This window comes from Arthrobacter sp. 2MCAF15 (assembly GCF_052115605.1).
Taxonomy (GTDB): Bacteria; Actinomycetota; Actinomycetes; order Actinomycetales; family Micrococcaceae; genus Arthrobacter.
Map to the genome: position 1 here is coordinate 82,591 of NZ_JBFRGZ010000001.1, position 23,010 is coordinate 105,600.

At 69.2% G+C, this 23,010-nt stretch carries 16 protein-coding genes; 10 read left to right on the plus strand and 6 right to left on the minus strand.

The annotated features are described in order from the left end of the window. Window positions 1-6: 6 nt before the first annotated feature. The 4 genes from AB4089_RS00390 to hemL are packed head-to-tail and all read left to right on the plus strand — an operon-like array spanning window position 7 to window position 4,426. Complete coding sequence (locus tag AB4089_RS00390) at window positions 7-963, plus strand: uroporphyrinogen-III synthase (protein ID WP_441407377.1); 957 nt, start codon at window positions 7-9, stop codon at window positions 961-963. Beyond that, window positions 960-1,943: a porphobilinogen synthase gene (gene hemB, locus AB4089_RS00395; protein WP_441407378.1), complete on the plus strand. Its 984-nt coding sequence runs from the start codon at window positions 960-962 to the stop codon at window positions 1,941-1,943. Before AB4089_RS00390 ends, hemB begins: the two co-directional genes overlap by 4 nt. Beyond that, window positions 1,940-3,064: an LLM class flavin-dependent oxidoreductase gene (locus tag AB4089_RS00400; RefSeq protein ID WP_441407379.1), complete on the plus strand. Its 1,125-nt coding sequence runs from the start codon at window positions 1,940-1,942 to the stop codon at window positions 3,062-3,064. The genes hemB and AB4089_RS00400 overlap by 4 nt, the downstream gene beginning before the upstream one ends. Before the next feature lie 30 nt (window positions 3,065-3,094). Then, window positions 3,095-4,426, plus strand: a complete 1,332-nt coding sequence (hemL, locus tag AB4089_RS00405; RefSeq protein ID WP_441407380.1) for a glutamate-1-semialdehyde 2,1-aminomutase — start codon at window positions 3,095-3,097, stop codon at window positions 4,424-4,426. A gap of 79 nt (window positions 4,427-4,505) precedes the next feature. Here the strand turns inward: hemL and AB4089_RS00410 are convergent, their stop codons facing one another. The 4 genes from AB4089_RS00410 to AB4089_RS00425 form a co-directional block, all read right to left on the minus strand. Further along, the gene (locus AB4089_RS00410; protein ID WP_441407381.1) at window positions 4,506-5,243 is read right to left on the minus strand and encodes an amino acid ABC transporter ATP-binding protein; all 738 of its coding nucleotides are present in this window, start codon (window positions 5,241-5,243) and stop codon (window positions 4,506-4,508) included. Further along, window positions 5,240-6,004, minus strand: a complete 765-nt coding sequence (locus AB4089_RS00415) for an amino acid ABC transporter permease (RefSeq protein WP_441407382.1) — start codon at window positions 6,002-6,004, stop codon at window positions 5,240-5,242. Before AB4089_RS00415 ends, AB4089_RS00410 begins: the two co-directional genes overlap by 4 nt. Window positions 6,005-6,007: 3 nt before the next feature. Further along, a complete protein-coding gene (locus tag AB4089_RS00420) occupies window positions 6,008-6,943 on the minus strand; it encodes an ABC transporter substrate-binding protein (RefSeq protein WP_441407661.1) in 936 nt (311 codons plus the stop codon). 449 nt (window positions 6,944-7,392) lie between these two features. After that, a complete protein-coding gene (locus AB4089_RS00425; RefSeq protein WP_441407383.1) occupies window positions 7,393-8,103 on the minus strand; it encodes a 3'-5' exonuclease in 711 nt (236 codons plus the stop codon). A gap of 96 nt (window positions 8,104-8,199) precedes the next feature. On the opposite strand from AB4089_RS00425, the gene AB4089_RS00430 reads away from it, so the two are divergent. From AB4089_RS00430 to AB4089_RS00440, 3 genes are all read left to right on the plus strand, one after another. After that, complete coding sequence (locus AB4089_RS00430) at window positions 8,200-8,616, plus strand: MGMT family protein (protein WP_441407384.1); 417 nt, start codon at window positions 8,200-8,202, stop codon at window positions 8,614-8,616. Further along, window positions 8,613-11,972, plus strand: coding sequence for an ATP-dependent helicase (locus AB4089_RS00435; RefSeq protein WP_441407385.1), 3,360 nt, complete (start codon window positions 8,613-8,615; stop codon window positions 11,970-11,972). The genes AB4089_RS00430 and AB4089_RS00435 overlap by 4 nt, the downstream gene beginning before the upstream one ends. Window positions 11,973-12,082: 110 nt before the next feature. Beyond that, window positions 12,083-15,577 (plus strand): ATP-dependent helicase, encoded by a 3,495-nt coding sequence (locus tag AB4089_RS00440; RefSeq protein WP_441407662.1) that lies wholly within the window; start codon window positions 12,083-12,085, stop codon window positions 15,575-15,577. On the opposite strand, the gene AB4089_RS00445 is transcribed toward AB4089_RS00440, so the two are convergent. Beyond that, window positions 15,574-17,073 carry a phosphotransferase gene (locus AB4089_RS00445; protein WP_441407386.1) on the minus strand — a complete coding sequence of 500 codons (1,500 nt, stop codon included), beginning with the start codon at window positions 17,071-17,073 and terminating at the stop codon, window positions 15,574-15,576. The genes AB4089_RS00440 and AB4089_RS00445 overlap by 4 nt on opposite strands. 187 nt (window positions 17,074-17,260) lie before the next feature. Between AB4089_RS00445 and nudC the strand changes: the two genes are divergently transcribed. The 3 genes from nudC to AB4089_RS00460 all read left to right on the plus strand — a co-directional run bounded on the left by nudC (window position 17,261) and on the right by AB4089_RS00460 (window position 21,406). Continuing rightward, window positions 17,261-18,361, plus strand: coding sequence for an NAD(+) diphosphatase (gene nudC / locus AB4089_RS00450; protein ID WP_441407387.1), 1,101 nt, complete (start codon window positions 17,261-17,263; stop codon window positions 18,359-18,361). Between the two features lie 217 nt (window positions 18,362-18,578). Continuing rightward, window positions 18,579-20,681, plus strand: a complete 2,103-nt coding sequence (locus AB4089_RS00455) for an ATP-dependent DNA helicase UvrD2 (protein ID WP_441407663.1) — start codon at window positions 18,579-18,581, stop codon at window positions 20,679-20,681. Between the two features lie 59 nt (window positions 20,682-20,740). Further along, entirely contained in the window at window positions 20,741-21,406 is a 666-nt protein-coding gene (locus tag AB4089_RS00460; RefSeq protein ID WP_441407388.1) for a M48 metallopeptidase family protein, read from the plus strand. Between the two features lie 20 nt (window positions 21,407-21,426). Here AB4089_RS00460 and AB4089_RS00465 read toward each other — a convergent pair whose 3' ends face one another. Further along, window positions 21,427-22,938, minus strand: a complete 1,512-nt coding sequence (locus tag AB4089_RS00465) for a zinc-dependent metalloprotease (protein WP_441407389.1) — start codon at window positions 22,936-22,938, stop codon at window positions 21,427-21,429. Window positions 22,939-23,010: the final 72 nt, after the last annotated feature.

Below are 23,010 nucleotides of genomic sequence, written 5' to 3' on the forward strand. Positions count from 1 at the left end.
GACTTCATGGGACGGCACAGCGACCGCAACCACACGGACGGGCCATCAGGCATGAGGGTGCCGAATGGCGCCCGGGTGCTGGTTGCCCGCAGCCCGGACCGCGCGGGGGAGCTCGTCACGGCCCTGCGCGGTGTCGGAGCCGAACCCCTGCTCCTGCCACTGATCGACTTCGAGCAGGCCAACGACCAGCACTCCCTCGACGTCGCCTTTGACGCCCTCGGTGCCGGGGCCTACACGTGGCTGGTGATCAGCAGCGTGACCACCGTCCAGGCCCTCGAGGCGAAGGCCGCCGAACGCGGCACCTCGCTCAGCGACTGGCTGCCCGGCCGCCTCCTCGTGGCCACGATCGGCCCGGCGACCCGCCGGGTCCTGGAATCCCGGGGCATCAGCGTCGACCTTGCACCCAGGGGACAGCAATCCGGAACCGGCCTGCTCGACATCTGGCCCGAGAACCAGGGCAGCGTACTGCTGCCCCAGGCGGACATTGCCGACCCGCGGCTCCGCAAGGGCCTCGAGGCCCGCGGCGCCGCCGTCCAGGCCGTCACCGCCTACAACACTGTCGACTATCCGGCCGACCCGCGCCGCGCCTTGCCCGCCTGCCCGGTGGCCGTGCCCCAGGCCTTGGCACAAGAGGGCAGTCCAGCCGGGGAGGACGCACCCGTGCTCACTGCGGCCGAGGCGAAGGTGGAAATCGGTGCCGGCCGGCTGCACGCCGTCGTCGCCGCCTCGCCCAGCGCCGCCCGCCGCATCCACGCGGACCTCGCCCCGCTGGGCGCGTGCCGCTTCGTCGCCATCGGGCGCTCGACGGCGGCCGAGGCGGAGTCCCTCGGACTCACCGTCGCCGCTGTCGCCCAGGAACCGACGGCGTCGGGCCTGGTCGCCGCCGTCGTCCGGTCCCTTGACCACCAGCCCCCCTCACCTCATCCGTCAGTCGCAGAGCCCTCAGCAAAGGACACCATATGAGCTTCCCGACCCACCGGCCACGCCGGCTCCGCACCACCCCGGCCATGCGCCGGCTGACGGCCGAACACCGGCTCTCGGCCTCGGAGCTCATCCTGCCGGCCTTCATCCGCGAGGGCCTGACCGAGCCCAACCCGATTGCCTCAATGCCCGGCGTGCAGCAGCACACCACCGAGTCACTCAAGCGGGCCGCCGCCGAGGCCGTGCAGCTGGGCATCGGCGGCATCATGCTCTTCGGCGTCCCCGCGGTTCGGGATGCGCGCGGGACGGCCTCCCTGGACCCCGACGGCGTGCTGAACAAAGCCATCCGGGACGTCCGCGCCGAGGTCGGCGACGAGCTCGTGGTCATGAGCGACGTGTGCCTCGACGAATTCACCGACCACGGACACTGTGGTGTCCTCGACGCCAACGGCTACGTCGACAACGATGCCACCCTGGAGATCTACGGCCAGATGGCGGTCGCGCAGGCCGAGGCCGGCGCCCACGTCCTGGGCCCCTCCGGCATGATGGACGGCCAGGTCGCCGCGATCCGGCAGGCCCTCGAGGACGCCGGGCACGCCAACACCGCCATTGTGGCCTACGCCGCGAAGTACGCCTCCGCGTTCTACGGCCCGTTCCGCGAGGCCGTGGACTCGCAGCTGACCGGCGACCGCCGCACCTACCAGATGGACGCCGCCAACCGACGGGAGGCCATCCTCGAGGTGGACCTGGACCTGGCCGAAGGCGCCGACATGGTCATGGTGAAGCCGGCCATGAGCTACCTGGACATCCTCGCCGACGTCGCCGCCATGAGCCCGGTCCCCGTGGCCGCCTACCAGATTTCCGGCGAGTACTCGATGATCGAGGCCGCCGCCGCCAACGGCTGGATCGACCGCCGGGCCGCGATCACCGAGTCTGTCCTGGGCATCAAGCGCGCCGGCGCCAACATGGTGCTGACGTACTGGGCGAGCGAGCTTGCCGGCTGGCTGAAGGAATCCCGGTGAGCACGGCCCCCGAGCCCCGGGTCTCCGCTCCCGTTTCCACACCCACGGCCCCGGTGGGACCCAACCGCATCCTGCTGGGCCTGAACACCTTCGGCGACGTCGGCGTCTTCCCGGACGGGCACCCCGTCCCGCACGCCCAGGTCCTGCGCCAGCTCCTGGAACAGGCCGAGCTCGCGGAGGAGGTCGGCCTGCACGCCTTCGCCGTGGGGGAGCACCACCGCCGCGATTTTGCGGTGTCCGCCCCCGAAGTCTTCCTGGCCGCCGCGGCCGCCCGCACCAAGCACATCCGGCTCGGTTCCGCCGTGACGGTCCTCAGCTCCGATGACCCGATCCGGGTTTTCCAGCGCTTCGCCACGGTGGATGCCATCTCCAACGGCCGCGCCGAGGTGATGCTGGGCCGCGGATCGTTCATCGAATCCTTCCCGCTGTTCGGCCTCGACCTGGCCGACTACGAGGTCCTCTTCGAGGAAAAACTTGAGCTCTTTGACAAGGTCCGGGCACAGAAACCGGTCCATTGGGAGGGCCGCACCCGGCCGGCCCTCAGCGGACTGAGCGTCTATCCGCCGCTGGAACACCACCTGCTGCCGACCTGGATCGGCGTAGGCGGCACTCCCGAATCGGTGCTTCGGTGCGCCGAGTACGGCTACCCGATCATCTTCGCGATCATCGGCGGCCAGCCGCGGTCCTTCGCGCCCCTGGCCAACCTCTACCGCGAGGCGATGGCCAAGTACGGCCACCCGATGCAGCAGATGGCCACGCATTCACCCGGCCACGTCGCCGCCACGGACGAGGAAGCCCGGGAAGAGTTCTTCCCGCACTGGCTCGACCAGCGGAACCGGATCGGGGCCGAACGCGGCTGGGGCCCGGCGAGCCGGGGCGAATTCGACGCGATGTGCACGCCCGAGGGAGCCCTTTACGTGGGCTCGCCGGAGACCGTGGCCGCGAAGATCGCCCTGCTCAAGAAGAACCTGGGCGTGGACCGGTTTGACCTCAAATACAGCAACGGCACCCTGCCGCACGCGGCCATGATGCGCTCCATCGAACTGTTCGGCACCGAAGTGGCGCCCCGCGTCGCGGCGCTGCTGGCCGGGCCGTCTGCCGGTTCGCCGGCGGCGCACTGACCGGGCCGGCGAACTGAAAGAATAGGAACCATGACTTCCAGCATGCCTCGCAACGAGGAACTCTTTGACCGCGCCCGCCAGCTGATGCCCGGCGGCGTGAACTCGCCGGTGCGCGCCTTCGGCTCCGTGGGCGGGACGCCGCGTTTCATGGTGTCCGCCAAGGGCGCCTACCTGACCGATGCCGACGGCGCCGACTACGTCGACCTCGTCTGCTCCTGGGGCCCGGCGCTGCTGGGACACGCCCACCCGGAGGTCCTGGCCGCCGTGCATGCCGCCGTCGACCGCGGACTGTCCTTCGGCGCATCGACGCCGGACGAGGCCAACCTCGCCGCCATCGTCAAGGAGCGCGTCCCGGCCGCCGAACGCGTCCGGATGGTCTCCACCGGCACCGAAGCCACCATGACCGCCGTCCGGCTGGCCCGCGGCTTCACCGGGCGGAACCTCATCATCAAGTTCGCCGGCTGCTACCACGGCCACCTCGACGGCCTCCTCGCCGCCGCAGGCTCCGGCCTGGCGACCCTCGCGCTGCCCGGCTCGGCCGGCGTCACGGCCGCGACTGCCGCCGAAACCCTCGTGCTGCCCTACAACGACCTCGACGCCGTCGAAGCCGCCTTCGCGGCGCACGGTCCCAATATTGCCGCCGTCATCACGGAGGCCGCTCCCGCCAACATGGGCGTGGTGACCCCCGGCGAGGGCTTCAACGCCGGCCTTGCCCGGATCACCCGCGAGCACGGTGCCCTGCTGATCCTTGACGAAGTCCTGACCGGCTTCCGTACCGGCTACTCCGGCTACTGGGGCCTGACCGGAGGTGCCGCCGACACCGCCGAACCGTGGACCCCGGACCTGCTGACGTTCGGGAAGGTGATCGGCGGCGGCATGCCGACGGCGGCCCTCGGCGGACGCGCCGACGTCATGGACTACCTCGCGCCGCTGGGCCCGGTCTACCAGGCCGGAACGCTGTCCGGTAACCCGGTGGCCATGGCCGCCGGCGTCGCGACACTCACCCACGCCACACCCGAGGTGTATTCGTTCGTGGACGCCCGCTCTCTGGAGCTCTCCGCGGCGCTGTCTTCCGCGCTCGATGCGGCCGGGGTGGACCACTCCATCCAGCGGGCGGGCAACCTGTTCTCCGTGGCCTTCGGCACGGCCGCCCGGGGCGTCCACAACTACGACGACGCCCAGGGCCAGGAAGTGTTCCGCTACGCCCCGTTCTTCCACTCCATGCTGGACTCCGGGGTCTACCTGCCGCCGTCGGTCTTCGAGGCCTGGTTCCTCTCCGCCGCGCACGACGACGCCGCGATGAACCGGATCTTCGACGCCCTGCCGGCCGCGGCGAAGGCGGCGGCCGCCGCAACGCAGTAGCCTGATCCTTTAAAGCACTAATGGCACCCGCAGCCGCGGGTGCCATTAGTCGTTTAACACTGCCATTAGCAGCGGCGAACTACAGAACGTCGGAGAGGAAGCCCTGCAGCCGTTCGGTCCGCGGGCTGGTGAAGATCTGTTCCGGCGGACCGGACTCCACCACCACACCGCCGTCCATGAACGTGACTGTGTCCGAGACATTGCGGGAGAAGCCCATCTCGTGGGTCACCACCACCATGGTCATCCCGCCCTTGGCGAGGTCGGCCATCAGCGCCAGCACACCCTTGACGAGCTCCGGGTCGAGGGCCGAGGTGGCCTCATCGAAGAACATCACTTCCGGCTTCATGGCCAGGGCGCGCGCAATGGCGACGCGCTGCTGCTGGCCACCGGAGAGATTGGCAGGACGCGCGTCGGCCTTGTGTTTGAGCCCCACCAGGTCGAGCTGCTCGAGCGCCTCGGCCCGGGCCTGCTCGGCCGGCAGCTTGCGCAGCTTCCGCAGCGCCAGGGATACGTTGTCCACCACGGTCTTGTGCGGGAACAGATTGAACTGCTGGAACACCATGCCGATCCGCTGCCGCAGCTCGTCCGGGTTGTCCTTCAGGACCGAGCGGCCATCCAGCAGGATGTCGCCCTGATCCGGTTCGATCAGGCGGTTCATGACCCGCAGCAGGGTGGACTTGCCGGATCCGGAGGGGCCGATCACCGAGGCGGTGGTGCCCGTCTCGACGTGCAGGTCGATGCCGCGCAAGACGTGGTTCGAGCCGAAGGACAGGTGCAGGTTCTTGCCGGAGAGTGAACCGGAAGCGAATTGGCTCATGCCTGTGCTCCCTTCCCGATCAGGGCCGCGGCGTCGTCCGGCTGCCGTTTCTCCGGACGGCCGGTGCGCAGGCGGTTGTCGATGTAGTTGACCAAGTGAGTGAGCGGAACGGTCAGGATGAGGTACATGATCGCCGCGGCAACCAGCGGCGACAGGTTCCCCGTGTTGGCCGCGGCGTCGTTACCGATGCGGAAGATCTCGCGCTGGCTGGCCACCAGGCCCAGCAGGTAGATCAGGGACGAGTCCTTGATCAGGGTGATGAACTGGTTGACCAGGGCCGGAAGCACGCGTCGGATGCCCTGCGGAATCACCACGAGGCGCATGGAGGAGTTGTACGTGAAGCCCAGGGCGCGGGAGGCTTCCAGCTGCCCCWTTTCCACGCTCTGGATGCCTGAACGGAAGATCTCGCCGATGTAGGCCGCCGCCATGAGCGTCAGGGCGAAGATGGCGAGCGGGAACGGGTTGGTGGATCCGGTCGTTACCCGGATCACGGGCCCCAGCCCGAGGCCGATCAGGAGGATGACCACAATCGCCGGGACGCCGCGGAACACGTCCGTGTAGATCCGGGAGAGCAACCGCAGGGCAGTGACGCGGGACGTGCCCATGATGGCCAGGACCATGCCCAGGATGCACCCGAGCACGCCCGAGGAAACCGCCAGGATCAGCGTGTTTGGCAGGCCGACCATGATCATTTTCGGCAGGACGGCCGCCATCGCCCCCCAGTCAAAGAAGGTGTTCGCGAGTTGATCGAGTGCATCCATGGACTAGGACTTCGGAACGGTGACGGCCTTGGAACCCGGGGACCACGTGGCCGGGGTCTCGCGGTCCGGGTACCATTCCTTGGTCAGCTTGGACCAGGTACCGTCGGCGATGACGGCGTCCAGGCCGGAGTTCAGCGCGTCAATGAGCGGCTGGTTTTCCTTGTTGACGGCGTAGGCGGTGAAGTTCTGGGTGTTCACAACCGACTCGGCGATGACCGTGCCGTCGCCGTCCTTGACTTGGCCGGTGGCCTGCTGGGACGGTGCAACCCAGGCGTCAACCTGGCCGCTCTTCAGGTTGGCGTAGGCGGTGTTGTAGTCCTCGAAGCGGACGGGCTCGATCTGGAGCGTGTTGGTGACATAGTCATCCTGCACGGTGCCCTGGACCACGGCAATGCGGGTGTCCTTGGTCAGATCCTTGAAACCCTTGACGTTGGAGTCCTTCTTGGCCACCACGGCCATGTAACCGAAGTCGTAACCGTTGGTGAAGCCGACGGTCTTGCGGCGGGCGTCAGTGGTGGAGATCGACGAGGACCCGAGGTCGAACTGCTTGTTCTGGACCTGGGCAAGCAGCGACGCGAAGCCGGTTGCCTTGAACTCCACCTTGAGGCCCAGCTTGTCCGCAATGGCGCGCAGGAGCTCGTTGTCGTAGCCCGTGAACTTGCCGGACTGGTCGATGTAGATGTTCGGCGGGGCGTCCGACAGGGTTCCTACCGTGAGGGTTCCATCGCTGATCAGGCCCAGCTTGGACTTGTCGATCTTGTCCAGGGGAGTGACGTCCTTGGTGGTGTATTTGTCCGTGGATTTCTGGTCGCTGCCCTGGAGGGCATCGGACGGTGACGCCGTTGTCTGCGCCGCGCCGCCGCCGCACGCTGCAAGGGAGACCGCCACGGCGATGGCCACGGGAACGGTAGTCAGCCACTTCAAGGCTTTGCTTTTCATCACGCAATCACTTTCGTCTGAAATTCAGTGGGTCGCGGGAGGCTCATCGGGCCCCAGGCTGCTGGCTTGGGCGCCGGGTGGAGCAGGCACACCGCGAAATATAATTGTGTCACCCGACATGGACGCCTTTTCAATTCGAATGAATCGGGGATCGGGTGCACATTTTGCGAAGTATCTTCAGGAAGCGGCGTGATCGACGGTGATCCGGGTGGCGGCGGAAGGGCCGGGCGGAATGATCGGCGCGGGATCATGCGGCAGTCGGGAGCGCCGGCCGGTGTGACTTCGGTCCCAATTGCTGGAATTGCGTGCAGCGGGGGGCTAGTTGGGTCTTACCGAGGGCGAACGTTTCCTTTTAAGAAGTCCGCCCGCGCGCGAGGGCAGTCCGTCTGCACGCGAAGCAAGTGCGCCCGCACCCGCTTGCGGGCGTCCGGAAGCCCGGGCGTGGAAATCTAGAAGTCGCCGCGGCTGGCGTCCTCAGGCGGCAGGACGGGCCAATCGCCTTCGATCACTGCAGCCGGCTTCGTCTTGCGCAGGTAGCTCTGGAAATCAGCGGCCTGCGACGAGGCCCATTCGACCTGGAGCTGGTGCAGGTTGCCCGCCGGCATCCTGAGCTTGGGAAATTTTCCGGCCATGGCATCGAGCATGCGCAGCGTTGCCAGGGCATCGGCCGCCGAGGTGTGGGCGTTGTCCAGGCTGACGCCGTACTCCTCGCACAAGGCGGTGAGCGTGCGCTTGCCCTTGCGGTACCGGTCCACCTGCTTGTTCATGATGTAGGGGTCCAGGACGGGGAACCGGCTCAGCTGCGGGACGCCGTAGCGGGCAGACTCGGCAGCGAGCACGGTGAAGTCGTAGCTGGCGTTGAACGCAATGACGGGCACGCCGGTGTCGAACAGCTCCTGCAGCACAGCGGCGAGTTCGCGCGTCACCTCCACGGCGGGCCTGCCGTCGCGGCGGGCCTGCTCAGTAGTGATCCCGTGGACGTCGCTGGCCTCGGTCGGAATCTCCACGCCGGGGTCGGCGAGCCACTCGTGTTCCTTGATCACTTCGCCGCTGGAGTCCACGAGGGTGACCGAGGCGGTGACGATCCGCGCCGAGCGGGAATTGCGGCCCGTCGTTTCGAGGTCGAATGCTGCGCGGGGAAGGCTGTTCCAGGTGCTCATGCTTCAACGCTACCTGCTGCCTCCGACAGTTCTTGACCACCGTGTCGGCGTGCCTTCAGGGCTTGGGGCCGGGCGTGCAACGGCTAGGCTGGATCGATGCGGACGGAGTATGTGGAGGCGGTGCTGGAGCTCGTGGCGTTGATCCCGGCCGGCGCGGCGGTGGCCTACGGCGACGTCGCGGAACTCCTCGGTGCCGGCGGCCCGCGCCAGGTCGGTTCGGTCATGAGCCACCATGGAAGCAGCGTGCCCTGGTGGCGTGTCCTGAGGTCCAGCGGGGACGCCCCGCCCGGCCTCGAACACGAGGCCCTTTCGCTCTACCTGCAGGAAGGGACGCCCCTGCTGGGCAGGTACCAGGATTTCCTCCGTACCGGAGATGGACGGTGGCGCGTTGACTTGGCCTCCGGCCGGTGGGCGCCCACCGACGCCGACTTCGACAGGATCGACGCGATCGCCGAGCGCCTCGAGCGGGCGTCCCATAAGTTGTCGGTCCCCGATGATGAAATGACTGTGTGAGTACCTCCAGCACAGCACTGCGCCTCCTGCCGCCCCGGACCCACCACAGCGCAATCCCCGTGCTGTCGCCGGACCAGCTCGACGCCGTCGAGGTCCCGCCCGGCTCCGGGCCTGTGCTGGTGCCCGGCGCACCCGGCACCGGCAAGTCGACGGTCCTCGTCGAGGCTGCCGTCCGCCGCACCCTGCGAGACGGCCTGGACCCGGAGCGGATGCTCATCCTCGCTCCCGGCAGGCTCGCCGCGGATACCCTCCGTGACCGCTTCACGGCCCGCCTGGACCGGAGCCTGAGCACGACGCCGGCCAGGACCTGGGCGTCATATGCCTTCGATCTGATCCGCCGCGCCAAGGCCGAAGGCATCCTCCCGCTGCCCCGTCAGCCGAAGCTGCTCTCCGGCCCGGAACAGGACCTGATTATCAAGGAACTGCTGGAGGGGCATGCGCTGCCCGGCCTCGAACTGCCGTGGCCGGAGGACCTCGACGCCGCCCTGCAGACCCGCGGCTTCCGGCAGGAAGTGCGCCAGCTCTTTGACCGGATCATCGAGTCCGGGCGGACGGCCGAAGATCTCGTGATGTTGGCCAGGCGGTGCAACCGGCCCGACTGGATTCCGGCGGCCGCCTTGTACTCCGAGTACCGCGACGTCCTGGACCTGCGCATGCCCGAGGCCTTCGACCCGGCCGGCATCATCACCGCCGCGCGCCAGATCTTCCAGGACTTCCCGGATTTCCTCGCCGCCGAACGCGACCGCCTCCAGCTGATTCTCGTGGATGACATCCAGGAGGCGAACCCCGCCGTCTTTGAATTGCTTGCCGACATCGCCGCAGGCAAGGACGTCATCGTCACCGCCTCGCCGGACACCGTGGTCCAGGGCTTCCGCGGGGCACGCCCCGATCTAGTGGCGGAGCTTCCCCGCCTCCTGGCGGCCGACGGCGCAATCCTGGAGCGTCCGCTGTGGACCGCCCACCGGCAGGCACCGGCCGTGGCGGAGGCCTGGTTGTCGGTCGCCGGGCGCATCTCCCGCAGGTCCGGCGGGCAGTCCGCGCGCCGGCTAGAACAGCCCGGAGCGGTCCCGACGCCGGACGGGCCGGACAGCGTGGACGGCCCAGCTCACGGCCCTGCAAACAGCGCAGCTGACGGCCGAGGCGGGACTGTCGAAGCCCACCTGCTGCCGTCCCCGGTCCACGAACTGCGGTACGTGGCGCAGCGCATCCTCGAAGCCCAGCTGAACGACGCCCGGGAACTCGGGGACATTGCCGTGATCGTGCGCAACGGCGGCCAGCTCAGCCAACTGCAGCGGTACCTCGCCGGACAGGGGATTCCGGTCCGGATTCCCGTCGCTGAATCCGCTGTCCGTGACGAGGTTGCGGTCCGTCCTTTGCTGGATGCCTATGCGGTTGCCCTGGACCCCGCCGCGCTCACGCCCGAATCAGCCGTGTCCTTGCTGACCTCCCGGATCGGCGGCGCAACCTCGATTGAACTGAGGAGGCTGCGGCAGTCGCTGCGCCGCGAGGAACTCCTGGGCGGTGGCGGACGCACCAGCGACACTCTCCTGGTCGAGGCCCTGCTGGAGCCCGGGGGACTGGCGACGCTGGGCATCGAGGGGCACTCGGCCCGCCGGATCGCCCGGATGATCCGCGCGGGCCGGGACACTGCAGAGGCCCCCGGAGGCAACGCCGAGACGGTGCTCTGGGCGCTCTGGCATTCCACCGGCCTCGCCGCCCGCTGGACCGAGGCCGCCCTCGCCGGAGGGTCGGCCGGTGCCCGGGCCGACCGTGACCTCGATGCCATGATGGCGCTGTTCCATACCGCAGAACGCTTCGTGGACCAGCTCCCCGGTTCCGGACCGGAGCAGTTCCTTGAATACCTGCTAAGCCAGGAACTTCCCATGGATACCCTGGCAGCCAGGGCACAGCTGGAAGACGCCGTGGAGCTCATGACCCCCGCCAGCGCCGCCGGCCGGGAGTGGCCGGTAGTGATTGTCCCGGGGCTTCAGGAAGGCGTGTGGCCCAACACGCGGCTGCGCGGCGAGCTGCTCGGCAGCACATTGTTCGCCGATGCCGTCGAACACGGCGTGGACTATGCCATGCGGCTGGATCCGCTCAGCAGGCTGCGGGAAATCCGCTATGACGAGCTCCGGAGCTTTTCGACCGCGGTGTCCCGGGCCCGGCAGGTGCTGATCTGCACGGCCGTGTCCTCCGAGGATGAGCAGCCCTCCTCGTTCCTGGACTATGTGGCGCCGCTGCGGCACGGACAGGACCGCAGGGGCTTTACCACGGTGGAGCGTCCGCTGACCCTCCGGGCCCTCGTGGCGGAACTTCGCCAGCACGCCCAGCTCGACCCCAAGGCTGCCGAATCGGCCGAAGCAGCGGCGGTGCTGGGAGTCCTGGCCACCGCCCAGCCGCCTGTTCCGGGCGCCCACCCCGCGAGCTGGTGGGGGCTGGCCGAGCTGACCTCCGAAGAGCCGGTCGTTCCGCCGGGCGGTACCGTGTTCGTGTCGCCCTCGAAGGTCGAAACAGTACAGAAATCGCCGCTGGACTGGTTCGTCCAGGCCGCGGGCGGAGAAGCCGCGACGGATTTTGCCCGCAGCCTGGGAACCCTGGTCCACGCCATTGCGCAGGACCTCCCGGACGCCTCGGGCGGCGAATACGTCGCGGAGCTTGTCCGGCGCTGGCCCACACTGGGAATGAAGGACAACTGGGAAGGCAAACTGGACTTCCAGCGTGCCGAATCCATGGTCCGCAAACTCGCCCAGTACGTCCTCGTGATGCGCAGCGAGGGCAGAAGCCTTGTCGGCGTCGAACAGGACTTTGAGGTCAAGCTCCCGGACGTCACGGCGGAGGCGGTCGCCTCCGCCGTGCCGGTCGGGCCCGCGGTGCCTGCAGGAGCCGAGACCGGCGACGGCGAGGGCATCGGGCCGGCGCGGCCCGCGGTGCTCCGGGGCCAGGTCGACCGGCTGGAGATCGACGCCGAGGGCCGGCTGGTGATCGTGGACCTCAAGACCGGCAAACGCCAGCCCGGCAAGGCGGATCTGGACCGTCACCCGCAGCTCGGCGCCTACCAGGCTGCCGTGCTGGCCGGTGGTTTTGCCGGTCCGGACGACGGACCCCCGCCGCTTCCTGGCGGGGCCGTTCTGGCCCAGCTTGGGACCACCACAAAGAGCCCAGGCATCCAAAGCCAGGCTCCACTGGACCCGAACGAGAACTGGGCGCTGGAGATGGTCGGTGACGCTGCCCGCGTCATGTCGGGCAGTACTTTCCAGGCCCGCCATGACCCGTCCAAGGGAGGCCACGGCGGCCACGGCTGCCGGCTCCCGGAAGTGTGCCCGCTGTGCGTGCGGGGAAAGCAGGTTACTGAATGACCCCCGAGGCACCGGCGACCGGCCCGGCCGACCCGCATCCCGCCCCGGACGCCGGCCCCCTTCCCGGGCCGCTCCCCAAACCGCGGTTTAGCCCGGAGGAGCTGTCCGCGATGCTGGGGGAGAGCAACAGCCCCACTGCCGAACAGTCCCTGATCATTTCCTCGCCGCTCACTCCGCGGCTGGTGATCGCCGGCGCGGGTTCGGGAAAGACTGCCACCATGGCGGACCGGGTGGTATGGCTCGTCGCCAACGGCTGGGTCCGGCCGGAGGAAGTCCTCGGCGTCACCTTCACCCGCAAGGCCGCCGGTGAACTCGCCTCGCGGATCCGGGCCAAGCTTGCCTCGCTGCAGCGCATCGCCGCGGCGGACACCGGCAACACCGTCTTCCCCGCAGGGTTGCTGAGCACGGACGCGCTCGAGCCCAAGGTCTCCACCTACCACTCCTATGCGAGCGGCATCGTGTCCGACTATGGCCTCCGCCTCGGCGTCGAACGCGACGTCGTGTTGCTCGGCGGCGCCCAGTCGTTCCAGCTCGCCAGCGAGGTCGTGGAAGCCTTCGACGGCGACTACGAACACTTCCGGTCCGCCAAATCGACCCTCGTCAAGGCCGTGATCCAGCTGGCAGGAGAATGCGCGGAGCACCTGCAGGACCCGGCCCAGGTCCGTGCCTGGCTGCTGGAGCGGATCGCCGAGTTTGACTCGCTCCCGTACGTCGCGGACGCCAAGAAGAACCCTACCCAGGCCGCAGGCGAGCTCGGCGCGATGCTGCGCACCCGGGCCAGCGTCGCGGACATGGTGGGCCGCTACTCCGTGGCGAAGCGCGCCCGCGGCGCCCTGGACTTTGGCGACCTCGTGGCCCTGGCGGCGCGGGTGGCCAACGAGATTCCGGTCGCCGCCCACACGGAACGCCAGCGCTACAAGGTGGTGCTGCTTGACGAGTTCCAGGACACGTCCCACGCCCAGCTGGTGCTCTTCTCCAGGCTCTTCGGCGACGGCCATGCCGTCACCGCGGTGGGCGACCCGAACCAGTCCATCTACGGATTCCGCGGAGCGTCCGCCGGACAGCTCTTCCACTTCGTTCGCGAATTCCCCGTCCGCGTCGGCGGCGACGGTACCGACACAGGCCACGGCGACGGCGATGAACAGGGAAGCGGCCAGGCCGCGGCGGCCGGGCGCTATGCGGTGGCGCCGACCTCGTACCTAACCACCGCGTGGCGCAACGGGCGCAACATCCTGGCCACGGCAAACCTCATTTCGGCCCCGCTGAGCAAGGCCGCGGCGACCCTCGGCGCCGCCGGGGCCAGGGACACCGCCGATGCCGTCGAGGTCCCGCCCCTGCAGCCCAGCCCGGTCGCGGTCCAGGGCAGGGTGGTGATGGGCCGGTTCGCCACGGACGAGGCTGAGGCCGCGGCGATCGCCGGTGACGTGCTGAAATTCCGTGTGACGGACTTCGACGCCCGGCCGGCGGCCGATCCTGTGCCGCCCGCCATGGCCGTCCTTTGCCGTCGCCGCGCGCAGATGGAATGCATTCGCCGGGAGTTCGAACTCCGTGGCATTCCCTATGAAATCGTCGGGCTCGGCGGGCTGCTGGACACCCCCGAAATCATCGATCTTGTCGCCACGCTCCGGGTCCTGGCCGACCCCGGCCGCTCGGACTCCCTCATGCGCCTGCTGGCCGGCGCGCGGTGGCGGATCGGCCCGGCGGACCTGATGGCCCTGCGGGACTGGTCCAGTTACCTCGCCCGCCGACGGGGCCGTCCCGGCAGCAACGAGGACGACGCAGAGGACACAGTTGATGACGCCGTGGTTGAGGGCGACATCACGGACGCCGCCAGCCTGGTCGAGGCCCTGGACTGGCTGCCCCGCGACGGCTGGACTTCGGCGCACGGCCGCAGGCTGAGCCCCGAGGCCCGGGACCGTCTGCAGCGGCTTTCGGAGGAGCTGCGGCAGCTGCGCAGCTACATGGGGGATGACCTCACCACCTTGCTGGGCGAGGTCGAACGGGCCATGCTCCTGGACATCGAAGTTGCGGCGCGGCCCGGGATCAGCAYCCACCAGGCGCGCCGCAACCTGGACGCTTTCCAGGACGCTGCCGCCGGGTTCCTGCACACCTCCCAGCGGGTCGACGTCCTGGCGTTCCTCGCGTGGCTGGAAGCCGCCGCGGCCGAGGAGAACGGCCTGGACGCCGCCGCGCCCGAGGTGAACCACGAGGCCGTCCAGCTCCTGACGGTGCATGCCTCCAAAGGCCTGGAATGGGATGTCGTGTTCGTTCCGGGACTCAACTCCGGGGCGTTTCCGAGCAGCAGGGACTCGCGGTGGAGCAGTGGCAGCGCGGCCCTGCCGTGGCCGTTGCGCGGTGATCGCACCGACCTGCCCCAGTGGGACCTGGACCAGCCGGACCAGAAGGGCTGGCTCGACGCCGAGAAGGAGTTCAAGTCCGCCGTCCAGACGCACGGTGAAGCCGAGGAACGGCGTCTGGCCTACGTGGCGTACACGCGAGCCAAACACGTGCTGTGGATTTCAAGTGCCGCCTGGGTCGGATCCCGGGCCGGTTTGGCCGAGATGTCGCCCTTCCTCGCCGAGCTCGAGGGTCTCACCGCGGACGGCGGAGCCGAAATCCACCCGCTGTCCGTCAGCGAGGACGCGCTGCCGGCGGAAAGCCCCTTGACTTCCGAACTCGAAGTCGCCGCGTGGCCCTATGATCCCCTCGAAGGCCCGCAGGACCCCCGGACGGGGAAGCGGCTTCGGCTTGTTCCGGGGCGGCGGGCCGCCATGGAATCCGCCGCGGCCCGTGTCCTGCAGGCGATGGACGCAGGCCCGGACAGCCACATGGACCCCACCCCGGGCGGCCACCCGGCTGCGGCCCTGTCGCATTCGAGTGTCGACGACGTCCGGCGTCACGTCCTGCGCGGCCCCGCAGCCGGGTGGGCGAAGGAGGCAGCCACGCTGCTGGAACGCCGGTCCCGGCGTTCGGTGGTCCAGGACGTGCATCTGCCCGGCCATATCTCGGCGTCCACCCTCGTGGACCTGGAAGATGACGCAGGCTCCGTCGTGGCCCGCCTGCGGAGGCCGGTCCCGCGCGAACCGGGGATGTCCGCCCGCAAAGGCACGGCCTTCCACGCCTGGGTGGAGGAATACTTCGGCGCCGCCGGCATGCTGGACCTTGGCGAGGCTGCCGGCGCTGACGACCACATCGATGAGGCCTACGGCCTGGACTCCATGGTGGAGACGTTCCGCCAGTCCGAATGGGCCCACCGCGCCCCCGCCCATGTTGAAGTCCCGGTCGAGACCCGGATTGGCGACGTCGTGGTCCGGGGCAGGATCGACGCCGTGTTCCGCGACGCCGACGGCGGCTGGGATCTCGTGGACTGGAAAACCGGGCGCCGCCCCTCGGCGGGGCAGCTGAAGGTGAAGGCTGTCCAGCTCGCCGTGTACCGCCTGGCCTGGGCCCGGCTCAAGGGGGTCCCGTTGGAGGACGTGCGGGCAGCGTTCTACTACGTGGCCGACAACCAGGTGGTCCGTCCACATGACCTCGGATCAGCAGAAAAGCTGGAGGAAATCGTGGCCGCAGCGCTGGGGAGGCCGGCGGCGGCGACGGGCGCCTAGCGGGTCGGGGTGTCTACCACCGTGATGGCGGCGGTTGAGGTCTCCTCGCCTGAATCGGGCGCAGTTGCGGAAACAGGCCGCACCACCGCGATCGACTGCGTCGACGTGTCGTCGACGGCGGGAGCCGCAACCTCGGCGTCGGAGTCCTGGGCCCCGGCCTGCGAGGCGGCCTGCGGGGCGTCCTCCGCCGCGTCAGCGGACTTGGATTCGGAGTTGTCAGCGGCAACCATCGCTGCGTCAGGCCTGGTCTCTTCAGCTGCCGTCGCTTCAGATTCCGTCGCGTCAGCCTCCGCCTCACGGGGGATGGGCGTGACGTGCACAGCGGGCGTGGCACCGATCTCCGCAGGGGCAGGGGCAGGGGCAGCGGCTGCCGGTACGGTATCGGGGACCGGCTCCATGGGCAGCAGCGTGACCTTACCGACGGCGGGCGGTGTCCCCCCGGCCGGAGCGGCTGGGGCGGCTGAAGCTGCCGGCGCGGCCGGAGCCGCCGTCGGCGCTTCGTCACCGTCACCGGCCTGGCCTGCCCCGGATTCGTGGGCTGCGACCGGCTGCGGGAGCGGCTCAACGCTGATGGGCTGGCCGCCGTGTTCGGCCACGTCGTCGGCCAATGCGGCGAGCATGGACTCTGCCTCATCGATCATGTCCTCGTTGCCGGCGGCCAGGCCCTTGACCAGGTACTGCGCCAGGGCGAATTCGGCGGACAGTGCCGCCCGCCGCAGCAGGTGGGCATCGGGCACGTCGCGCCGGCTGGAGGTGTAGTGATCCAGGACCGCGTTGACAAAGTCCTGCTCGTTGGACGCGACCAGCCAGGCCATGTCGTCCGCCGGGTCGCCGATCCGTAGGTCGGTCCAGCCCGTCACTGCGGTCACGCGGTCGCCGTCGACCAGCAGGTTGTCCTCGTGGAGGTCGCCGTGGACAACGCAGGGATTGAAGCGCCAGAGCGAGACGTCTTCCATGGCGTGTTCCCAGCGCCGCAACAGCAGCGGCGGGATTTTTCCGGTCGTGGCGGCCTGGTCGAGTTCATTGAGGCGCCGTTGGCGGAATTCGTTGGGTGTGTAACTGGGCAGGTCGGCATTGCTCACAAGCGACCGTGGCAGGTCATGGATCGCGGCCAACGCCGCCCCGATTTCGCGGGCCACGCCGGGCGATCCGCTGCTGAGCTCGTCCAGGGAGCGCGTGGCGCCGGCCAGATGGGAGTAGACAAAGGTGCTGAGCTGGCCCTGCCGGACTGTTCCCGCCACCGTGGGCATGAGGAATGGCAGCTCGGCGCGGATGCCGGGAGCGAAGGCCCGCAGGACCAGGAATTCGGTTTCCAGCCGGGCACTGGCTTCGGCGTGCCGGGGGGAGCGGACGCGCCAACGCTTGCCCTCGGAGTCCAGCAGGAGGGCCGCGTCGAAGTCCGCCGGATCGTCGGGCGCAGAGCTGACGGCGGTCGGGGTCAGGCCGGGTACCGCCGCCGTTGCCACGGCTGCCAGTTCGATAGGTTTCCTTCTCACCCTTCCACGGTAGATTGAGCGGCGCCTAAGACGGCGATGCACTCCGGCGAGTCTTGAGATCGGCGTCAAATGAGGGGCAAATGTCGGATAAATCAGCGGCAAAGGGCCCCTTCCGGGCCAGCCTTCCAGCGCGCGGCCGCATGGGAGGCAAATGTCAATTGTCTGCCCGAGTCAGTACGGTGGGTACATGAGTCTTGCGGAGTCACCGGCACCTTCTAAAGGATCGTCACAAGCGTCAGGGCAAACCCCCTCCGAATCACCGGCACCCGAAGCGGCGTCGCCCGTGCAGCTCCTGCCGGCAAACCACCTGATGGAGACGGTCCTGCCGGTGCTCCCGGCGCTGATCGACCGCGGATCCGTTGCCCGGCAGAAGCCCGGAATGCTGGCGGAGCTGGTCGGCGCGGGCTCGGCGCAGGCCGTGGTGCTCTCCGGACGCCAGGCGCTGGTCAGCGGCAACAGCCTGGTACTCCTGAATGCGGCCGAGCTCTCCGGGCATCTGGAGAACACCCCGTACGCCCCGGAACAGGTGATCTACCTGGGATCGGCCCTGCCCGGTTCGAACCTCGACCCGGGCACCGAGCTCGTCCTCTTCGTCCTCCCGGCCCAGTTCGAAGTCCGGGCCGAGGAGTTCGAGGCCCACGTGGCGGGCATCCCCGGCGATGCCCAGTGGGCGGGGTTCCGCGAGGTCGCCGCGCGCTTGGACGCCACGGACACGGCACTGTTCATCGAAGCCAGTGCCATCGCCAACTGGCACGCCACCCACACCCACTGCCCGCGCTGCGGCACGCCCACGCAGCCGGAAGCCGGCGGCTGGGTCCGGCGCTGCCCGGCGGACAACTCCGAGCACTTTCCCCGGACGGATCCGGCCATCATCGTGACCGTGGTGGGTGCCGACGGGAGGCTGCTCCTCGGCGGGGGCGGCCCTCTTGACGCCAAGAACTATTCGACCCTCGCCGGCTTCGTAGAACCGGGGGAGTCGCTTGAACAGGCGGTCAAGCGCGAGATCGCCGAGGAAGTGGGCGTCCGTGTGACCGCCTCCCAGTACCTCGGATCGCAGTCCTGGCCGTTCCCGGCGTCCCTGATGCTCGGATTCACGGCCACCACGGAGGACACCGAAGCCCGGCCCGACGGCGTTGAGGTCACCAGGGCGCGCTGGTTCAGCCGGAGCGAACTGCAGGCCGCAATCCTCAGCGGCGAGATCGTCATCTCCAGCCGGCTCTCCATCGCCCGGTCCCTCATTGAACACTGGTACGGCGGCGTCATAGCGGACGCCGCGGACAGCGCCTGACATTGTCTTTCAGGCTGACACTGCCTGCCTCCCCAACCGCAGGACACCGACTACCGACTGAGCAGCAAAAGTGACCCCAGAAAAAGTGACCCCAGAGAAACTGAACTTCAGCACTGTTCCCGGCTTGGAGACATCCGACGGCCCCACGTCCGACGCCGCCGCATCCGGCGCCCCCGGCGGCACGTCCGACGTCGCCGCCGAACCGGACTCCCGCTCGCTGGAGGAACGGATCCTCGGCGGCCTCGACGCCGAGCAGCGCGAGGTCGCCAGCACCCTGCAGGGACCCATGTGCGTGCTTGCCGGTGCCGGCACCGGCAAGACCCGCGCCATCACGCACCGGATCGCCTACGGCGTCCACTCCGGGGTATACAGCCCGCAGCGGCTCCTGGCAGTCACCTTCACGGCCCGGGCGGCCGCCGAGATGCGCAGCCGGCTCCGTGACCTCGGGGTCGGCAATGTCCAGGCCCGGACCTTTCACGCCGCGGCGCTGCGCCAGCTGCAGTTCTTCTGGCCGCAGGCCGTCGGAGGTGCCCTGCCCAACCTGCTGGACCACAAGGCACAGATGATTGCCGAGGCCGCGAGGCGGCTCCGGCTCAGCACCGACCGCGCCTCCATCCGCGACCTCGCCTCCGAAATCGAGTGGGCCAAGGTGTCCATGCTGACACCGGCGAACTACCTGGAAAACGCCCAGGGCCGCGGCAACCCGGGCGGCTTCGACCTGACGGCCGTGGCCCGGGTCTTCCAGTCCTACGAGGACGTCAAGACCGACCGCAACGTCATCGACTTCGAGGACGTGCTGCTGATCACCGTGGGTATCCTGCAGGAGGACCCCAAGGTGGCGGCGACTGTCCGGGAGCAGTACCGGCACTTCGTGGTGGACGAGTACCAGGACGTCTCGCCGCTGCAGCAGCGGCTCCTGGAGCTGTGGCTGGGCGGACGCGACGAGCTCTGCGTCGTGGGCGACGCCAGCCAGACCATCTACTCCTTCACCGGCGCCTCCCCGAAGCACCTGCTCGGCTTCAAGGGGATGTATCCCGAGGCCCACGTGGTCAAGCTGATCCGGGACTACCGTTCCACGCCCCAGGTTGTCAGGCTCGCCAACGACCTCCTCGCGGGCCGGCGCAGCGGAGGCCCGGCGGCGGACGCCGCCTGGGCCACGCCGCTGCAGCTCGTGGCGCAACGGCCGGCGGGCCCGGTGCCCCGGTTCACCGAATGTTCGGACGACGAGGCGGAGGCCGCCACGGTTGCCGCCCGGATCCGCGAACTCCTCGACGCCGGCACCCCGGCCAGCCAGGTCGCCGTGCTTTTCCGCACCAACGGGCAGTCCGAAGCCTACGAACAGGCGCTGGCCTCGGCCGGGATCGGGTACCAGCTGCGCGGCGGTGAGCGGTTCTTCGCCCGCAAGGAGGTCAGGGACGCCATCCTGCAGCTTCGGGCCGCCACCCGGGCGGTCGCCGAAACCGCCTCGCCCGAGCCGCTCGGGCAGCTTGTCCGCGACATCGTCGCTTCCCTCGGCTACACCGACGCGGCACCGCACAGTGGCGGTGCGCTCCGGGAGCGCTGGGAATCGCTGGCCGCCCTCGTGGCGCTGGCCGACGAACTCGTCATCAGCAGGGGAACGCAGTTCTCACTCTCGGACTTCGTCAACGAGCTCCAGGAGCGGTCGCTGGCACAGCATGCACCGACCGTCCAGGGAGTCACCCTCGCATCGCTGCACGCCGCCAAGGGACTGGAATGGGACGCCGTCTTCCTCGTGGGGCTCAGCGAAGGGCTCATGCCCATCTCGTTCGCGGACAGCCCGGAGGCGGTGGACGAGGAACGCCGGCTCCTGTATGTGGGCATCACCCGCGCCCGCGAACACCTGTCCTTGTCCTGGTCCACCGCCCGGACGCCGGGCGGCCGGGCCAACCGCAAGCCCTCACGCTTCCTGGACGGCCTGCGTCCCGACTCGGTGGCCAGCTCCCAGCTCCGGGGCAAGGGGGCGGCGCCGCGCCGGAAGGCGGCCGTTCCGGCGTCGTGCAGGGTCTGCGGCAGCATGCTCTCCAGCGGTGCGGAGCGCAAGGTGGGGCGCTGCAACCAGTGCCCGCCCACGTACGAGGAACAGACGTTTGACGCCCTGCGGCAGTGGCGGAAAGAGGTGGCCCTCGAGGCGGACGTCCCGGCTTTTGTCGTGTTCACTGATGCCACGCTGACCGCCATCGCCGAGGCGCGGCCCGACTCGTTGGAACAGCTGGCCAAACTCGCCGGCGTGGGTCCGTCCAAGCTGGAGAAGTATGGCGAGGCCGTCCTGGTGGTCCTGGCCGAGAGCACAGTGCAGTGATGTCCGGTGCAGTGATGCCCGGTGCAAAAAAGTCCGGTGCAAAAACGTCCGGCGCAAAAATGTCCGGCCAATCCGGGTCGCCGGGCCCCGGCGCCGTTCCGGCGGCCACGCCGCTGACCACCGCCGACGGCGCCCCGGTGGTGGTCCGCCGGTCCGCCCGCCGACGCCGGACCGTCGCCGCGTTCTGGGAAGACGGCACCGCCGTGGTCGCCATCCCCGCGTCGTTCAGCAGGGCACAGGAACGGGAATGGGTGCACCGCATGCTCGAAAAGCTGCGGCTCCAAGGGGCCCGGGGCGCGCGCGGCACCGGCCGGCGGCGGCCCCGCAGTGACGCCGACCTTGCCGCCCACGCCGCCGAACTGTCAGCGAAGTACTTCGGCGGCAGGGCAGTGCCCTCCTCGGTCCGCTGGGTCACGAACCAGAATTCGCGGTGGGGCTCGGCGACACCGTCCGAAGGAACCATCCGGCTCTCGGCGAAGCTGCAGCCCATGCCGCAGTGGGTCATCGACTATGTATTGCTCCACGAGCTCGCCCACCTCCTGGTGGCGGGCCACGACGCCGCATTCTGGCGGCTGCTGCAGGCGTACCCGGAGACGGAGCGTGCCAAGGCCTTCCTGGACGGGGTCTCGTTCGCGACCTCACGCGGCTTGGCTTCCGCTGACGCTGCCGGCGGCGGATACGACGAAGCCCCGGACGGAACCGAAGTCCCGGCCGGGGCCCACTAGCGCTCGAACCGCCTCAGGCACTAGGCCTTGGGCTTGCCGCCCTCTTCCGGTCCGCTGTCCTCTGTTCCGCTGTCCTCTGTTCCGCCGTTCTCTGTTCCGCCGTCGGGGCGGTCCTCGTTGCTGGCCGCCTCGTCGTCGTTGGCAGCCGGCTCCTGGCCGGTGCCGGTGCCCTCGGTGCCGGCGGGCTCGTCGAATCCTCCGTTAAGGAGCTTCTGCAGGGCGTCGTCCACTTCGCTGTCGCTGGCCTCGGCAAGTTTCCGGCGTTCGCTGAAGCCCTGCGGATCGTCCAGGTCCTCGGCTGTGGGCAGCAGGTCAGGGTGCTGCCAGACGGCGTCGCGGCCCTCTACGCCGCGCTCGTTCTTGAGCGAGGCCCACAGCGTGGCCGCTTCCCGGAGCCGGCGCGGCCGCAATTCGAGCCCCACCAGTGAGGAAAACGCGTGCTCCGCGGGGCCCCCGGTAGCCCGGCGCCGCCGGACCGTTTCGCGCAAGGCAGCGGCGTTAGGCAGCAGCTTCTCTGTCGCGCCCCAGCTCAGTTCGTCCACCCAGCCTTCCACCAGTGCGAGGGCCGTCTCGAGCTTTTCGAGGGCCTGCTCCTGGGCAGGCGTGCGCTGCGGCATGAAGACACCCTGCGAGAGCGCCTCCTGGATACCCTCGGGGTTGCTGGGATCGATCTCCCGGGCGAGTTCTTCGATCTTGGACGTGTCGATGTGGATGCCGCGGGCGTAGGCCTCGATCGCGCCCAGCAGGTGTCCGCGCAGCCAGGGGACCTGGACGAACAGGCGGGCGTGCGCCGCTTCACGCACGGCGAGGAAGAGCCGGATGTCGTTCTCCGGCAGGCTGAGGCCCTCACCGAACTTCGCCACGTTGGCCGGCAGGAGAGCCATCTCGAGGTCTGCCAGGGGCACACCGATATCGGTGGAGCTGACCACCTCGGCCGAGAGCGCGCCGATCGCCTGGCCAAGCTGCATGCCGAAGATCGCGCCGCCCATGTTCTGGATCATGGAGGAGGCGCCGCCCATCATGGACTTCATTTCCTCGGGCATCTGCTCGGTCATGGCGGCGGAGAGCGCATTGGCAATGCTGTTGGCCACGGGCTCGGTCAGCCGCTTCCATGTTCCGAGCGTTTCCTCGACCCACTCGGCGCGGGACCACGCCCGGCCGATCAGGCCCGTGGCCGGAAGGCCGGTGACCTGGTCGAGCCAGAGTTCGGCCAGCCGGAGGGCCTCGTCGACCTCCCTCGACTGCTGGGCGGTGACCGAGGGATCGGATCCGCTGGCGGCAACCCGCCGGGCGTTCTCGTGCGCCAGCTGCCAATTGACGGGCCCTTCCGAGGGGGCGCTCATCATCGCCTGGACCTGGGAGAACATCTGGGCCAGGAGGTTGGGATCGTCCGGGAGGCCGGCAGCCTTGGCTAGTTCGGCGGGGTCGATATTGCCCATGCCCTGGCCGCCCATCAGGTTCTTGAGCATTTCGGCCAGGGGATCCTTGGGTTCCTCGTCGCCATTGGACGGATTGAGTGGGTTGGAGGTCATGATCCCGCCGATCGTCGGTGTGGCTGCTTCTCAACTTTCACGGTACCCCCCGGCGAGAGCGGCTGTCTGCCG

What these genes read in the sequence shown, in the direction of transcription:
- AB4089_RS00460 (WP_441407388.1), top strand. Translation starts at nt 20,741, where the DNA reads ATGTCCGGCCAATCCGGGTCGCCGGGCCCCGGCGCCGTTCCGGCGGCC.
- hemB (WP_441407378.1), top strand. Translation starts at nt 960, where the DNA reads ATGAGCTTCCCGACCCACCGGCCACGCCGGCTCCGCACCACCCCGGCC.
- AB4089_RS00390 (WP_441407377.1), top strand. Translation starts at nt 7, where the DNA reads ATGGGACGGCACAGCGACCGCAACCACACGGACGGGCCATCAGGCATG.
- nudC (WP_441407387.1), top strand. Translation starts at nt 17,261, where the DNA reads ATGAGTCTTGCGGAGTCACCGGCACCTTCTAAAGGATCGTCACAAGCG.
- AB4089_RS00420 (WP_441407661.1), bottom strand. Translation starts at nt 6,943, where the DNA reads ATGAAAAGCAAAGCCTTGAAGTGGCTGACTACCGTTCCCGTGGCCATC.
- AB4089_RS00425 (WP_441407383.1), bottom strand. Translation starts at nt 8,103, where the DNA reads ATGAGCACCTGGAACAGCCTTCCCCGCGCAGCATTCGACCTCGAAACG.
- AB4089_RS00430 (WP_441407384.1), top strand. Translation starts at nt 8,200, where the DNA reads ATGCGGACGGAGTATGTGGAGGCGGTGCTGGAGCTCGTGGCGTTGATC.
- AB4089_RS00465 (WP_441407389.1), bottom strand. Translation starts at nt 22,938, where the DNA reads ATGACCTCCAACCCACTCAATCCGTCCAATGGCGACGAGGAACCCAAG.
- hemL (WP_441407380.1), top strand. Translation starts at nt 3,095, where the DNA reads ATGACTTCCAGCATGCCTCGCAACGAGGAACTCTTTGACCGCGCCCGC.
- AB4089_RS00410 (WP_441407381.1), bottom strand. Translation starts at nt 5,243, where the DNA reads ATGAGCCAATTCGCTTCCGGTTCACTCTCCGGCAAGAACCTGCACCTG.